Genomic DNA, 13,766 nt, shown 5'->3' with positions numbered 1-13,766 from the left:
AACGCAAAAACGCTTGGATAGGTTATATATCCAAGCGTTTTTGCGTGTTAATTGATTATGAAGGGGTATGGTTTTTGTTTTGATGTTTTCTCTATGGTAAGTGAACTACGTTGAGTGCGCTCATCCAGCTTTTCGTTTAATCGATATCAATAATGATTTTACCTTTAGCATGATGGGTTTCGCTTAATGCATGGGCGTCGCGAATACCTTGTTCAGATAGAGGGTAATGATGGCCAACGATTGGCTTGATTTTTTTGTCTTCAAGCAACTTTGCGATTGCGCGCATTTGTTCACCAACAGGTTCTAACCAGACAAAGCCTGCTTTGACATTATGTGCTTCAGCTTGTTCTTGATCAGGTGGCGCTGCGACTGAAGCAAGCTGACCGCCGTTTTTCAACACTTTATAGCTACGTTCTTGAATTTCGCCGCCAAGAGTATCAAGGACGAAATCGACATCTTCTAATTCGTCGTCGAAGTCTTGTTTTTTATAATCAATGACCTTATCAGCACCGAGTGAATAAAGGAATTCAACGTTGTGTGTGCTTGCGGTTGTGACGACTTTTGCGCCTGTTACTTTGGCTAGTTGAATCGCCATCGTACCAACACCACCAGCACCAGCGTGAATGAGGACTTTGTCACCTGGTTGAATGTCAGCGAAATCGTATAGACATTGCCAAGCTGTCATCGTTGTAAGGGGTACACCTGCAGCTTCTTGATAAGTGAGGTTTTCAGGAATATGTGCAAGTAAATGTGCATCGACTGCTGTGTATTCCGCGTATGTGCCTTGATTCGTTAGTTCGGGACGCGCAAAGACACGGTCGCCAATTTCGAAATCAGTCACGTCGTCTGCCACTTCATCAACGACACCTGCTGTATCCCAACCTAAAATCACAGGAAATTCGAATGGGACCATATCTTGTAAATAGCCTGCACGAAGCTTCCAGTCGATCGGGTTAATAGAAGTTGCGTGCTGTTTGACGATGACTTGGCCTGTAGCTGGCCTTGGTTTCTCAATATTCTCTTCAATGAGCTGTTCTTGCCCACCGTAATTGTGTATTCGAACGGCTTTCATAGGGCCGTACCCTCCTTGTTATACTTAATAAGTTACCTTGCAATTGTATGTGAAATCGATGCTTTAGCCAAATGATGTGCTTGAGGAGGATCGTTCCCCTTTATGACTGGGTCGCTGATATATAGTGGCAAGTCGCTGATAAATTTCAGATAGCGCCGATATATTTTGTAAGGCGCCGATAAAAATCAGAACTCGTCGATAAATCACTCAGGTCGCTAATATAGCATATATATCGACTACTTTTTTGGATAACTCGCTGATATACATAAAATGTCGCTGATAAATTTCCATCCTAAATAATTTTCAGAATTATTCACTAAAAATTCCGATCAATTTATGCTATGATGCTTGGAAAAGGAGTGATTCGATGCACAATCATCAACATACGATTCATAAACACAGTCATCACACAGTTTGGGATAACAGTATCGAACCGATTCAATCGGTGAAGCCGGGAGAAAGTGTGCATTTTGAAGTTCATGATGCATCTGGTGGTCAATTGTCAGCAAAATCGACGGCTCAAGATGTCGCGAATATGGATTTTAGCAAAGTTAATCCTGTGACAGGGCCTGTTTATATAGAAGGAGCCGAGCCAGGTGATACGTTAGAAGTTGAGATTGAGCATTTCGGGACGATGAGTTGGGGATGGACAGCGGTTATCCCAGGTTTCGGCCTGTTAAGCGATCAATTTCCAGATCCTCATTTGAAAATATGGGATTTAAGTGACCAGAAAATGGCTCAGTTCACAGATGGCATTGAAATTCCGACGAAGCCTTTTCCTGGGACGATTGGAGTGGCTCTGCCTGAAACGGGTCCGCATAGTTTAGTCCCGCCGCGTCACAATGGTGGTAATATGGATATCCGTCATTTAACGAAGGGCACGCGATTATTCTTACCAGTTTGGGTAGCAGGGGCTTTATTTTCAGTCGGTGACACGCATGCGGCGCAAGGGGACGGTGAAGTATGTGGTACAGCGATTGAAGCCCCAATGGAAATTCAGCTTAAGTTCAAGTTGCATAAAGGGAAATCAATTCAAGAACCGCGTTTTATCACGCCTGGTCCTTTGACGACTGATTTGGATGAGCAAGGTTACTACGTGACAACGGGCCATAGCGATGATTTAATGACCGCATCGAAAAAAGCGGTTGAATACATGATTGAGCATCTTGGGGAAACATATGGCTTGAGCGATGCTGATGCTTACACATTATCGAGTGTAGCTGTTGACTTGAAGATTAGTGAAATCGTCGATGTCCCGAATTATCTTGTGTCCGCTTATTTACCGCAGAAAATTTTTAAATAGTTGATTGTATAGGGCCTGCTTCGTATTTATAAGTCAAAGCAGGTTTTAGTGTGAGAAGCGAGCTAATACGGCGAAATCAGGGTGTTATACAGCGATAATGTGTAGGGATACAGCGCTTTTAAGCCTTTATACAGCGAAACTTGTGCTTGATACATCGAAAGTGAGCCCTGATACATCGAAAATTTAGTTTTATACGGCGAAACTAACTGTATAAATGTAAGGAACAATTAAAACCGCCACTGTGCATAACTAGCGAGTTTTCCACTGCTATTTTGTGGAAAACTTCACATTATACACAAGAAAATGTGTACAAATGTGCATAAGTGAGCGTTTACATAGTGTTTTTCCACAATAAACAAAAAATTATCCCGAATTTATACACAAATTAAGGGGGTTTTTCCAGAACCTATACACAGTTTTCCACTATTTATCCACTAAAAAAGTGTTGACTTTGACGTTACGTGAGGGATTATGCTTCTAGTGAAGGAGTTGGTTAGATTGAAAGTACAGGACGTTGCAGAATTAGTCGGGATTAGTGTGCTCACGCTTCATCATTATGATGAGATCGGTTTATTAATGCCTGAGAAGGATCCAGATACGGGCTACCGTGATTATCATGATCAGGATTTAACGGTGCTGCAGCATATTTTATTTTTTAAGACATTAGGTTTTTCATTACAAGATATCAAGGAAATCATCCACAATCCAGATTATGACCAACTCGAAGCTTTAAAACTCCACCGCAAAATGTTGATCGATAAACGGGACCAACTCGATCAAATGTTACAGACGGTGGATGAAACAATTCGTGCACAAGAAGGGGGGTTCCTATGGCGAATGATGATAAATTTAAGGGATTTGATTTCAGTCACAATCCTTACGAAGCTGAGGCGCGTGAACGTTGGGGTGATGCGAAAGTTGATGAAGCTCAAGCAAATGCGATGCAGATGGGTGAAGATCACCAGGAGCAGATGAATGAGATTTACCGTGAATTAGCTGCGATCAGACATGAAGATCCAGCCTCTAAACTAGCGTAGGATGGGATTAAAGAATGGTATGACTTTTTGAATCAAAATTTTGCGACGTATACGCCAGACATGTTTAAAGGTTTAGGTATGATGTATATTCAAGATGAACGTTTTCAAAAGAACATCGACCAGTTCGGTGATGGTTTAGCGCAGTTTATGAGCGAGGCGATGGCCGTTTTTGCTGATCGTCAGAAATCAGAAGCATAAACGTCGGACACCCTTCATATCATGGTGGGAAACGATATGATGGAGGGTGACTATGGAAAGATGTCGCTATTGTGAGAAGAAGGCGATTACTAAATGCGGGTCGTGTCGCAAGCCGTTATGTGCGCGCTGTCGTATGAAAGAAAATGAGTTGTCGTATTGTAATCAAGACTGTGCGAAGGTGAGTTAAGACGAGTGGCTACGGGTGCTCGTCTTTTTTAGTCAATCTATTATTTTTGTCTGATAAACACTCGATTATAACGACTAAATGTGGTAGGATTAATAAAAATGTTTAATCATTGTTAGTTGTTTGAAGGGAGATAGAGACAAAATGGTAGATTATGATGCGCAATATTATCCATATGCGTCACGCCGAAATGTGGTCTATGGACGAAATGGGATGGTCGCAACATCTCAGCCGTTAGCAGCAGAGGCTGGGCGCGATATTTTAAAGCAAGGTGGTAACGCGATTGATGCAGCGATTGCGACAGCGGCTGCACTCACGGTTCTAGAGCCGACATCGAATGGGATCGGCTCCGATGCGTTTGCGCTTGTTTGGGTTGATGGTAAGATTCACGGTCTAAACGCGAGTGGTTATGCACCGCAAAATATTTCTGTCGATCAGTTAAAAGAAGCGGGTTACGATGAGATGCCGACTTTTGGCAAAGTGCCTGTGACTGTACCAGGAACACCAGCTGCTTGGGCAGAATTATCGGAGAAGTTCGGGAAATTGCCATTAATAGATGTGATGGAGCCCGCAATTACATATGCTGAACAGGGTTATCCGTTATCGCCGACTTTAGCGTTTCATTGGAAAGCGGCGTACAATAAATTTACGAAAACGTTCCAGGATGATATTTTTAAACATTGGTTTGAAACCTTTGCGCCTGATGGACGGGCACCTGAAGCAGGGGATCTGTGGTCATCACAAGGTCACGCTGATACTTTGCGCAAAATTGCTGAAACAAAAGCTGAATCCTTTTATCGTGGGGAATTAGCGGATCAAATCGATGACTTTTTCAAGCAGCATGATGGTTATTTGACGAAAGAAGATCTCGCTGGCTATAAACCGGAGTGGGTCGATCCAATTAAAGTGAATTATCGTGGTTATGATGTGTGGGAAATTCCACCGAATGGACAAGGGTTAATCGCGTTAATTGCGCTTAATATGTTAAAAGGCTATGAATTTACTGAGAAAGATAGTGTTGATACGTATCATAAGCAAATCGAAGCGATGAAGCTCGCGTTTTCAGATGGGTTAGAATATATTACGCAACAAGATCACATGAATGTGTCTATTGAGGACTTATTAACTGATCAGTATGCAGCACAACGCCGTTCACTGATTGGCGATGAAGCATTACAGCCTGAAGCGGGTGAACCGCCACGTGGTGGGACGGTTTATTTATCGACGGCTGATGGTGAAGGCAATATGGTCTCGTTTATTCAAAGTAATTATATGGGCTTTGGTTCGGGTGTCGTCATTCCTGGAACAGGCATTGCGATGCAAAATCGAGGGCATACCTTCTCGCTTGATGAAAATCATGCCAATGTGCTTAAGCCAGGTAAGCAGACCTTCCATACGATTATTCCAGGCTTTTTATCAAAAGGCGATCAACCAGTCGGGCCATTTGGTGTGATGGGTGGCTTCATGCAACCTCAGGGCCACGCGCAAGTGGTGATGAATACGGTTGACTTTCATTTGAACCCACAAGCAGCACTCGATGCGCCGAGATGGCAGTGGGCAGAAGGGAAGACGGTTAAAGTTGAGCCGACATTCCCAGATCACATTGCCCAAGCGCTTCAGCGAAAAGGGCATCAGATTCAAAAAACGCTCTATCCATATGAATTCGGGCGCGGTCAAATTATTTGGCGCGATCCAGAAACGGGTGTCTTAGCAGGTGGAACGGAACCACGAACAGATGGTGACGTCGCTGCATGGTAAAGAAAAAACAGGCTGATTGTTCAGCCTGTTTTTGAATGATTATAATTTGAGACCTGTGCGACTTTTGAAGCGACGCAAGAGAATATGACTTTCGACGCGGGTAATACCTTCTAATGCGTAAAGCTCTTCGTTAATAAATTTCTCTAACGCTTGAAAGTCTTCAACAAGGACGTGGGTATGCAAGGTGCTTGGCCCCGTCATTTGATAACAGCTCGCCACATTAGGGTGGTCAGCTAATTTTTCAGCGACATAGACGAGTGAGTTTGGTTCACAGTCGACGTTAAAGAAAGCAGAAACCCCTTTACCGACTTTCTCAGAGTTGATCACGACGCTGAATTTTTCGATAATCCCAGCTTCTTGCATTTGATTAATCCGATCGCGAACGGCAACACGAGATAAGCCAAGCTCTTTGGCTAAGTCAACATAAGACATGCGACCATTGTCACTTAGTATATTTAAAATTTTAAAATCAGTATCGGTTAATTTCATTATAGCACCACGCTTTAGTTAAGATTACTTAATTTTAATTATAAAAGAAACGTCGCAATATGTCATACTATAGTCCAATGAATAATAATTCTGTCATTTTTGAATTTAGAAAGGGGAGACAAGAGTGGGATTTGCTTTACAAAAAGATATCTTTATCAGCTTTTTTAGGGCTGGGATGTTGGGATATGGCGGTGGACCAGCGACAATTCCACTCGTCCATAAAGAGGTTGTCGACACTTATGGTTGGCTCAGTGATGAAGAATTCTCGGATATTCTTGCGATTGGTAACTCGCTACCTGGACCAATTATGACTAAAATGGCTGGTTATATCGGTTACCGTATCGGTGGTTATGTCGGACTTACGACAGCTCTAGCTGCGACTATACTACCAACTGTTTTAATTATGATTGCGCTAATCAGTGTGTTGATCAATTATCGTGATTCTCCTGTTGTGCAGGGGATGACCAACGCGATTGCGCCCGTGGTCGGCGTGATGTTATTTATGTTGGCATACAATTTCTTACGCCGTTCGCAGGGTGACTTAGGTTGGCCTGTGGTCATTGGCTTAAGTGTCGTCAGTTTAATCGCATTTGAATTGATCGGACTGCATCCTGCGATTTTAATTGCAGCTCTGATTATTTATGCGTTGGTTAAGAAGTCCCCGTCATCTGAGGCGAAAGAAGGTGACGCGTCATGATCGAGTATTGGCACTTATTTTTAGCATTTTTAATTCCTGGAGTGGTCGGTTATGGCGGTGGACCTGCCTCCATTCCGCTTATCGAATACGAAGTCGTCCAGCGCTATGGATGGATGACAACGCCTGAATTCGGTGAAGTATTGGCACTCGGCAATGCTTTACCAGGCCCGATTTCGACGAAAATGGCCGGCTATATCGGGTATGAAGTCGGAGGCGTCTTCGGTGCGATTGTTGCCATTACTGCAACGGTTCTGCCATCACTTGTTGCAATGATTATATTGTTGAAATTACTCATGCGATTTAAAAACTCGCCGAAAGTGAAGCGGATGACGACGTTAATCAGGCCTGCCATTGCTATTTTACTAGGTGTATTAGCCTTTCAATTTTTTACTACGTCATATGAAGGTGCAGGCCTTGTTCAAACGATGATATTAATCGCCCTCAGCTTCTTTGCTCTCGAACGTTGGCATATTCACCCCGCGTTTGTGATCCTTGGCGCTTTATCCTATGGCGCAATCTTTTTATCATGATTTTGAATGATAAGCGATGCTTCTAACTTAAATTGATTAGAAGCATCCCTATTATTGTGAGATTTTTTAAAGGCGCGCGCCGATATATATCAGCGAGCGCCGTTATATTTTGGATGGCGCCGATAAAATTGAGATGGCGCTGATAAACAGAAAAATCGAGGAAAAACAATCTCAAATTTTAAGGATATAAGAATAAATTAGCGTATTTTAAAGAATTTAGCATTAAAATTTTATATATTCAGCTATATTCCATTTAATTCTTAAATTCAACTAAAAATCAGTCAATTTAAGGATTAGTTTAATTTGAAATCGCTTACAATGGCGTCGGGAGCGCGTTTTAAACAAGTGATTTAATTTTGGAGAATGTATTAGCATTTGATAGGAATTAAAAGAATTTAAAAGAATGAGCTTTTTCACTTGCAATAACCGATAAATGTGATACTATATAGTAGGAAATCATGATAAATGATAATTTTTACTGGAAAGGGGTAGATGAAGATGACAACATCTTTAATTCTTGTTTCAACGATTGTGTTTTTCTTTTTAGCGACTGTATATTTTGTTGATAGTATCATGAATCGCATCAAGAAGAAGAAATCCGATCTACGCCTAGACCCAGCTCATAGTGAACGTGAAATGGATCTAGCACACCGCTAAACGAGTTAGATAGAGAACCTATTTCATACTATTCAAATAGATGAAGCAACTGCGACCGGTTAGTCTGAGCACTAATCGGTTTATTTTTTGCTTAAAAAAAAATACACAACTGCTCGCAGTTGTGTATCATTTATCATGAATCGCGCCGATATATTTTAGGTAACGGCGACTTTTCAATAATAACGGCGCGATTCAGAACTTATCAGCGCCATTCCAATTTTAACAGCACCATCTAGAATATATCGGCACTCGCTGATATATATCGGCGCCCGCCGATAAAATATGGCTTCCATCCAATCCTCGATCACGATATGCCGACGTTCACGCTGATTCATCACGGCGACCACTCTGAACATGCTTCTTCCGTTTAAACATCGACAACCGCACATTCGTTGCAATCAAAACGCCGATAACGACAACGACACCGCCTGCGACTTGAGCGAGGCTGACGTTTTCACCTAGGAAAATCATCGCTCCAATCGTTGTGAACACTGGCAGCAAGTTTAAAAATACACTCGAGAGTGACGGTCCCAGATTTTGAACAGCTGCATTCCAAAAGTAAAGCGCAATCACTGATGGAAAGATTCCGAGATACAGTAATCCTAGTAAACTCGGTCCGCTAAACCAGTCCATGCTTGGCGTCACAAATAACCATTCGACCGCAACGACGGGGAGCATGACGAGTGCGCCTAGGCCGATCATCGCGAACATCGCCCCGTAAATTGGATATTTGTGATTATGTTGTTTTAAGAATAACGAGTAGAACGCCCAGACGATCATGGCTAAAAGCATTGTCAGGTCACCTGGATTAATTTGCAAAGCTAGCAAACGTTCGAGCGAGCCCTCAACCAAGACCCAAACTGCCCCAATAAAGGACAAGCCAACACCTACCAACTGACGCGCTGATAAGCGTTCCTTCAAAAAGATATACCCGACAATCAGCGCGAAAACTGGAGTCGTCGCTTCAACGATTCCAGCATTCGTCGAGGTCGTATAATTTAAGGACAAATAAATAAGAACATTAAACGTTGTAATACCAGTTAGAGCAAATCCTAATAATGGTTTCCAATCACGGCGAAAGAGATCGTAATTTTGGCGAAATTGCCTTAATCCAAAAGGCATAATCACAAGAAAGGCAATCACATTCCGAATGAAGGCCACCGTAATAGGGGGTAAATCGGATACAGCCTTTCCGACGATTAAATTGCCTGAAAACATCATCACGACTAGGATGAGAACGACATAATATTTAGCCATTTAGTCATCTCCTCTTTACTGCACGCGTGTTGTATAAGGCTTGATGGCGAAAAAAACACGTTGATAAATCGGACTTTGAATAAAGGTGAAGATGAACGTAAACACGAAAACAGGTCCACCTAACACAAGCCCTAATACAAGCACGCCCGTCTCGACATAAATCCTTATTCGTTGAATGGATTTCCCGGTCATATCAGAGATCGACAGCATAAAACCATCACGTGGTCCGAGGCCGATTTGGGCAGCTGAATATGTACCACCGCCGATTCCCATCGCAACAATTGCCAGTAACATAATCACAATATCACCGGTCAAAATATCTGAGACTGGAAACCATTCTAAGTATAAAAACATATCAACGAAAACTCCGACAAGGAACGTATTTAGAAAAGTACCTATGTTGATGTATTCCCGTCTGGCGAACAAAGTGAATAGGATAATCGTAAGTCCGATGATTACCGTCCAAGTGCCAACAGATAACCCGAATAAATCATAGAATGCAATGGTCAGTACATCCCACGGGTGAATCCCGAGAAACTGAACTTGAATAGCCAAAGCAATGCCATATGAAAAGATGAGTAGTCCGATGAAGAAAATAATAAGCTTTTTTAACAGCATGGATTAGCCATCCTTTTTGTTAAAGTCTAAGATTGCTAGTGTTATAAACTTGATAAAGTGAAAAGGCATGCTGAACCCTATTGAATTCTATGTATTCTGGGTTTTTGCAAGCTCAAAATAAAAAATCTGTTTCAGAGATATAAATATCTTATCCTATCCCAAGTTTCTCTAGAGTAAGTTAATATAAACTCTTTTAAATCATTATTATCCACTTCTTATATTGGAACGTCAAATTTAATAGGCAATTCATCAGTGCTGGTCCAGCGAGGTTTTCTCTCTCTTTTTTAAATCTGTTCATCCGTAATCATTTGATACTATACTTGTTTTCAGATATTACGTCACTTTCTTCTAAGATCTCAATTCTCTATGTTCTGATAAAGTATTATTATAGTTTGTGGGTTAAATCTAAGAATGAATTTTTTGAGTTTGTTTTGAATAAATACCCATACAAAAAGCTTTAACCTTAATAATATATATAAAGTCTATTATTGACTTAAAAAATTGAAAAGGATGAAATGATATGGGTTATTATAACTGTGGTAAGAGGATTGAGGTCCCAGGGAAAGTTCCTATTAAACCTAAAAATAAAAAAAAGAAAAGTGTTGCACCACGAAAAAAACAACAGGCTGGTTGTAATTGTAATGTAGAAAATCCTGCTTACCAACCAGCTAAATTGACAAATGATTGTACAGTAGTCAATTCACTTTTGGGTACAAAGACTGTACAGAAAGTTGCAGAATTAACTTTGCCTGTAACGGCTTTTAGTGGTTTAGGAGTATTAGATAATCTTGTATCCGTTAACCTAACACCAAACCTTAATGAGATTACTCAAAATGTTCGTGTTATTAAGGATAAAGTGGTTAATATTGGTCTTCTTCCAGCTACAATTTCAGTTTCAATTCTTGATGTTGATCTACCTGTTACTTTGAATACCACCTTGCCTTTTCAGGAGCATACTGATTTTCCGGGGATTTGTCCGCAAGATAACGTCCAAGAAACACCACTTGAAGTGGAAGGGATCTTTACTCAACCTGGTGTTCCAGTAATTGATGCTGCCGGAATTGAGTTAGTTGATGGTATTTTATTTAAAGTGATTTTAAGAACGACAATTACTGCAACCCGGCCAGTTATCCGTGACGCACAGGGAAATGTGTGTGACGTTAATCCGAATCGTTGCGAAATTGTTGGAAATCCACCATCTTTCAATTTACCTGCTCCAACAAATGGAGGATTACTAGGATAGTGTATTGGTTCAAATTATTGGAGGTTTATCAGGAGGGGAAGTTCAACTTATACAAAAAAAGCTTTAAAACCATTAGAGCAAAGAAGAAGGGCGCTATTGCGTCCTTTAATTTTTACAACCAGAACTTTATAAATAATAGGAAGTTCTACAAAAATATTTGCCCCCAAAAAATAATATAAAAGCTCACAAGTTTTATTGTTTTACCAGAGCCAAATAGCGATAATATATCACAAAATTTATAATTGAGAAAAATCGAACGAAACAAATTTCATTTAAAAGCGGTCAATTAAGACTAAACAAACATAATATGAAACAACAAGTAATACCAAAATAATTATAAAAAACTATAAACTCGTTAACATCCTTTAATTGAAATCCGTGACCTTTAATACAGCACGTGATTTCTATTGTATCAGATTTCGTGATAAAATTTTGACTAGAATACTAGAAAGGTGGCTTCAAAATATGAGTGAGATCAAACATGCGATTCAAGATTATTATCCTCAAGATTTAGCCCATTGCTTTGGCTGTGGACGGAATAACGAATTAGGTCATGGCTTTCGAACAGGTTGGAACGGCACAGAAACATTAACTATTTATCAACCGCCTGAAGAATACACTGCGATTCCAGGGTATGTATACGGCGGATTAATCGCATCACTAATTGACTGTCACGGGACAGGATCAGCATCATTAGCACTTCATCGCAAAAATGGCCATGAGCCAGAAGATGGCGTGGAGTCACCACGATTTGTCACAGCTGAGCTTAATGTGAAATATTTAAAACCAACACCACAAAACACAGAACTGCGCGTGACGGGTGAGGTTGAAGAAGTTCATCCGAAGAAATTCAATGTGCATACCGTCGTTTATGCGGATGGTGAAGCGGTTGCGAAGGGAGTCGTCGTCGCTGCTGTCATGCCAGACAACTTCGGACAATCATAAGATGAGGTGATAGCTGATGACTATCGCAATAATTCTATTTAGCATCATAGCGATCGTCTTACTCATATTTTATGGTCTTGACCGTTTGCGCGGTGTTTCGCGTAATTATTTTAGTATGTTTAACACGATGTTCACCTTAGCAGTTATCGCTTATTTCTTAACGGAAAGCATGCAACAAGAAGGGTGGGCTCTAGATGGCCAATCGATGATCTTGTTTGTCGTTGCCATCGGGCTTTTACTCCTTGATTATAACTTACAGCATAAAAAGAAAGCGTGACTCGATCGAGTGCTGATCGGGTTACGCTTTTTCAATGCGATTTGTTGATTGAAGCGAAGCTAAGTCACCAGCTCCAATGCCGAACATGACCATCTGTAATTCGAGTTCCTTTACTTTCATCCACTCGGTCACATGTTCAGGCGATTCAATCGCTTCGGTCAAAACTTTACGCGCAAAGCCAACGTGATCTGCGCCTAATGCTAATGCTTTCGCTGCATCTAATCCGTCACGAATACCTCCGCTAGCAATTAACATGTCATGAGGTAAATCTCTTCGGATCTCGGTCAAACATCTCGCTGTCGGATTCCCCCAGCCTGCAAAAGCCTCAGCCGCTTGTTTTTTAATCGGAACTTGTGAGCGAAGTTTTTCAACCTGACTCCAAGATGTCCCACCAGACCCAGCCACATCAATGAAAGCAATGCCTGCATCACGTAATCTTCGAGCATTTTCCACATCGATCCCGAAACCAACTTCTTTAGCGCCAACCGGAATATCTAAGGCTGTCGTTAACAGATTAATCTTTTGAAGTAAGCCAGAGAAATTCGTATCGCCACCTGACTGAATCACTTCTTGAATCGAATTCAAATGAAGCACTAAAGCATCAGCCTCAGTTAAGTCGATGATGCGTTTAACTTGATCCACTGTGACGCCATAATTCAATTGGACAGCACCTAGGTTAGCAATAATCGGAATGGAAGGGGCATATGAACGTAACTGAAAAGAGGAAAGAAAGTCTTCTTTCTCTAAAATCACCCGTGTCGACCCTAATCCTAACGCCCAACCTTGTTCTTCAGCAGCAATGGCTAAATTACGATTAATCGTTTCAGCCATTTCCGCGCCACCTGTCATCGAACTGATTAAAAACGGTGTATTTAATGCCTTATCAAACATAGAGGTCTGATAGTTAATCTTCTCAAAGTCTAGCTCAGGTAAAGCATGATGCCGAAACTGATAAACATCAAAACCATTAGACGCATGACCTAAAGATTCCTCAGACAGGCTATGTTGGATATGTTCACTTTTACGTTTATGAATATCATCTGTCATCCTCACGACCTCCCGAAAGCTTCTACCGTCTATTATAAAGGATTATAGCCTCGTTATGTACGATGATGACTTATTCCGATACCGCTCCCTGATCAATCGATTCGAATAAAGCTGTTCGTTTACGAAATAAAACACAACCATCTATACGTAAGAGGTTGTGTTGCTCATCTATAACTCATTATTATAAAGCCATCTTTTCAAAGCTTACTTATTTTGCTGATCTCGATTCATTCGTCTTTCAAATAAACCTACAATCGGACTTAACAGAAATCCTAAACCTAGTCCTAGAATCACACCAGCACCTGCCTGGTCGAAAAACATTCCAATCCCTAAACCAACAAACATCCCACCTGGAATGACATAAGCTTGACGATAATCCATATGATGATCCTCCTTAAAAAGCTTTCTAATTCTATATATTCGACAAGTTAATCAAATATCCTTTGAAGGAATG

General features: G+C 41.1%; 14 protein-coding genes and 1 pseudogene. 9 read left to right on the top strand and 6 right to left on the bottom strand.

Translation table 11 applies throughout. The features are described from left to right. Nucleotides 1–136: 136 nt before the first annotated feature. A complete protein-coding gene (locus tag ACKXGF_RS13510) occupies nt 137–1,072 on the bottom strand; it encodes an NADP-dependent oxidoreductase (RefSeq protein ID WP_411954215.1) in 936 nt (311 codons plus the stop codon). A gap of 367 nt (nt 1,073–1,439) precedes the next feature. Here ACKXGF_RS13510 and ACKXGF_RS13505 point away from each other — a divergent pair, with 367 nt between their 5' ends. From ACKXGF_RS13505 to ggt, 3 genes and pseudogenes are all read left to right on the top strand, one after another. Then, nucleotides 1,440–2,375 (top strand): acetamidase/formamidase family protein, encoded by a 936-nt coding sequence (locus ACKXGF_RS13505; protein WP_411954214.1) that lies wholly within the window; start codon nt 1,440–1,442, stop codon nt 2,373–2,375. Nucleotides 2,376–2,846: 471 nt separating this feature from the next. Beyond that, a pseudogene (locus ACKXGF_RS13500) lies at nt 2,847–3,610 on the top strand (MerR family transcriptional regulator). Nucleotides 3,611–3,938: 328 nt separating this feature from the next. After that, entirely contained in the window at nt 3,939–5,552 is a 1,614-nt protein-coding gene (ggt, locus tag ACKXGF_RS13495) for a gamma-glutamyltransferase (protein ID WP_411954213.1), read from the top strand. A gap of 39 nt (nt 5,553–5,591) precedes the next feature. Here the strand turns inward: ggt and ACKXGF_RS13490 are convergent, their stop codons facing one another. Next, the gene (locus ACKXGF_RS13490; RefSeq protein ID WP_167261264.1) at nt 5,592–6,041 is read right to left on the bottom strand and encodes an Lrp/AsnC family transcriptional regulator; all 450 of its coding nucleotides are present in this window, start codon (nt 6,039–6,041) and stop codon (nt 5,592–5,594) included. Nucleotides 6,042–6,165: 124 nt separating this feature from the next. On the opposite strand from ACKXGF_RS13490, the gene ACKXGF_RS13485 reads away from it, so the two are divergent. The 3 genes from ACKXGF_RS13485 (at nt 6,166) to ACKXGF_RS13475 (ending at nt 7,925) form a co-directional block, all read left to right on the top strand. After that, nucleotides 6,166–6,738 (top strand): chromate transporter, encoded by a 573-nt coding sequence (locus ACKXGF_RS13485; protein ID WP_411954212.1) that lies wholly within the window; start codon nt 6,166–6,168, stop codon nt 6,736–6,738. Continuing rightward, nucleotides 6,735–7,268: a chromate transporter gene (locus ACKXGF_RS13480; RefSeq protein ID WP_411954211.1), complete on the top strand. Its 534-nt coding sequence runs from the start codon at nt 6,735–6,737 to the stop codon at nt 7,266–7,268. The genes ACKXGF_RS13485 and ACKXGF_RS13480 overlap by 4 nt, the downstream gene beginning before the upstream one ends. A 498-nt stretch (nt 7,269–7,766) precedes the next feature. Beyond that, nucleotides 7,767–7,925 carry a hypothetical protein gene (locus tag ACKXGF_RS13475; protein WP_411954210.1) on the top strand — a complete coding sequence of 53 codons (159 nt, stop codon included), beginning with the start codon at nt 7,767–7,769 and terminating at the stop codon, nt 7,923–7,925. A gap of 321 nt (nt 7,926–8,246) precedes the next feature. Here ACKXGF_RS13475 and ACKXGF_RS13470 read toward each other — a convergent pair whose 3' ends face one another. Then, nucleotides 8,247–9,182 (bottom strand): DMT family transporter, encoded by a 936-nt coding sequence (locus ACKXGF_RS13470; protein ID WP_411954209.1) that lies wholly within the window; start codon nt 9,180–9,182, stop codon nt 8,247–8,249. Nucleotides 9,183–9,197: 15 nt separating this feature from the next. Beyond that, on the bottom strand, nt 9,198–9,800 hold the full coding sequence (locus ACKXGF_RS13465; RefSeq protein ID WP_411954208.1) for a YczE/YyaS/YitT family protein: 603 nt from the start codon (nt 9,798–9,800) through the stop codon (nt 9,198–9,200). A 520-nt stretch (nt 9,801–10,320) separates the two neighbouring features. Here ACKXGF_RS13465 and ACKXGF_RS13460 point away from each other — a divergent pair. From ACKXGF_RS13460 to ACKXGF_RS13450, 3 genes are all read left to right on the top strand, one after another. Continuing rightward, nucleotides 10,321–11,043: a hypothetical protein gene (locus tag ACKXGF_RS13460; protein WP_411954207.1), complete on the top strand. Its 723-nt coding sequence runs from the start codon at nt 10,321–10,323 to the stop codon at nt 11,041–11,043. 465 nt (nt 11,044–11,508) lie between these two features. After that, nucleotides 11,509–11,988 (top strand): PaaI family thioesterase, encoded by a 480-nt coding sequence (locus tag ACKXGF_RS13455; RefSeq protein ID WP_411954206.1) that lies wholly within the window; start codon nt 11,509–11,511, stop codon nt 11,986–11,988. A 16-nt stretch (nt 11,989–12,004) separates the two neighbouring features. Next, a complete protein-coding gene (locus tag ACKXGF_RS13450) occupies nt 12,005–12,265 on the top strand; it encodes a hypothetical protein (RefSeq protein WP_411954205.1) in 261 nt (86 codons plus the stop codon). 21 nt (nt 12,266–12,286) lie between these two features. Here ACKXGF_RS13450 and fni read toward each other — a convergent pair whose 3' ends face one another. Both fni and ACKXGF_RS13440 read right to left on the bottom strand, forming a co-directional pair. Next, nucleotides 12,287–13,312, bottom strand: coding sequence for a type 2 isopentenyl-diphosphate Delta-isomerase (gene fni / locus ACKXGF_RS13445; RefSeq protein ID WP_411954204.1), 1,026 nt, complete (start codon nt 13,310–13,312; stop codon nt 12,287–12,289). Between the two features lie 204 nt (nt 13,313–13,516). Next, on the bottom strand, nt 13,517–13,693 hold the full coding sequence (locus ACKXGF_RS13440) for a hypothetical protein (protein WP_411954203.1): 177 nt from the start codon (nt 13,691–13,693) through the stop codon (nt 13,517–13,519). Nucleotides 13,694–13,766 lie beyond the last annotated feature (73 nt).

It is taken from the genome of Alkalibacillus sp. S2W (assembly GCF_046764385.1).
GTDB classification, from domain to species: Bacteria; Bacillota; Bacilli; order Bacillales; family Alkalibacillaceae; genus Alkalibacillus; species Alkalibacillus almallahensis.
This window is presented reverse-complemented; position numbering and strand designations above follow the sequence as displayed.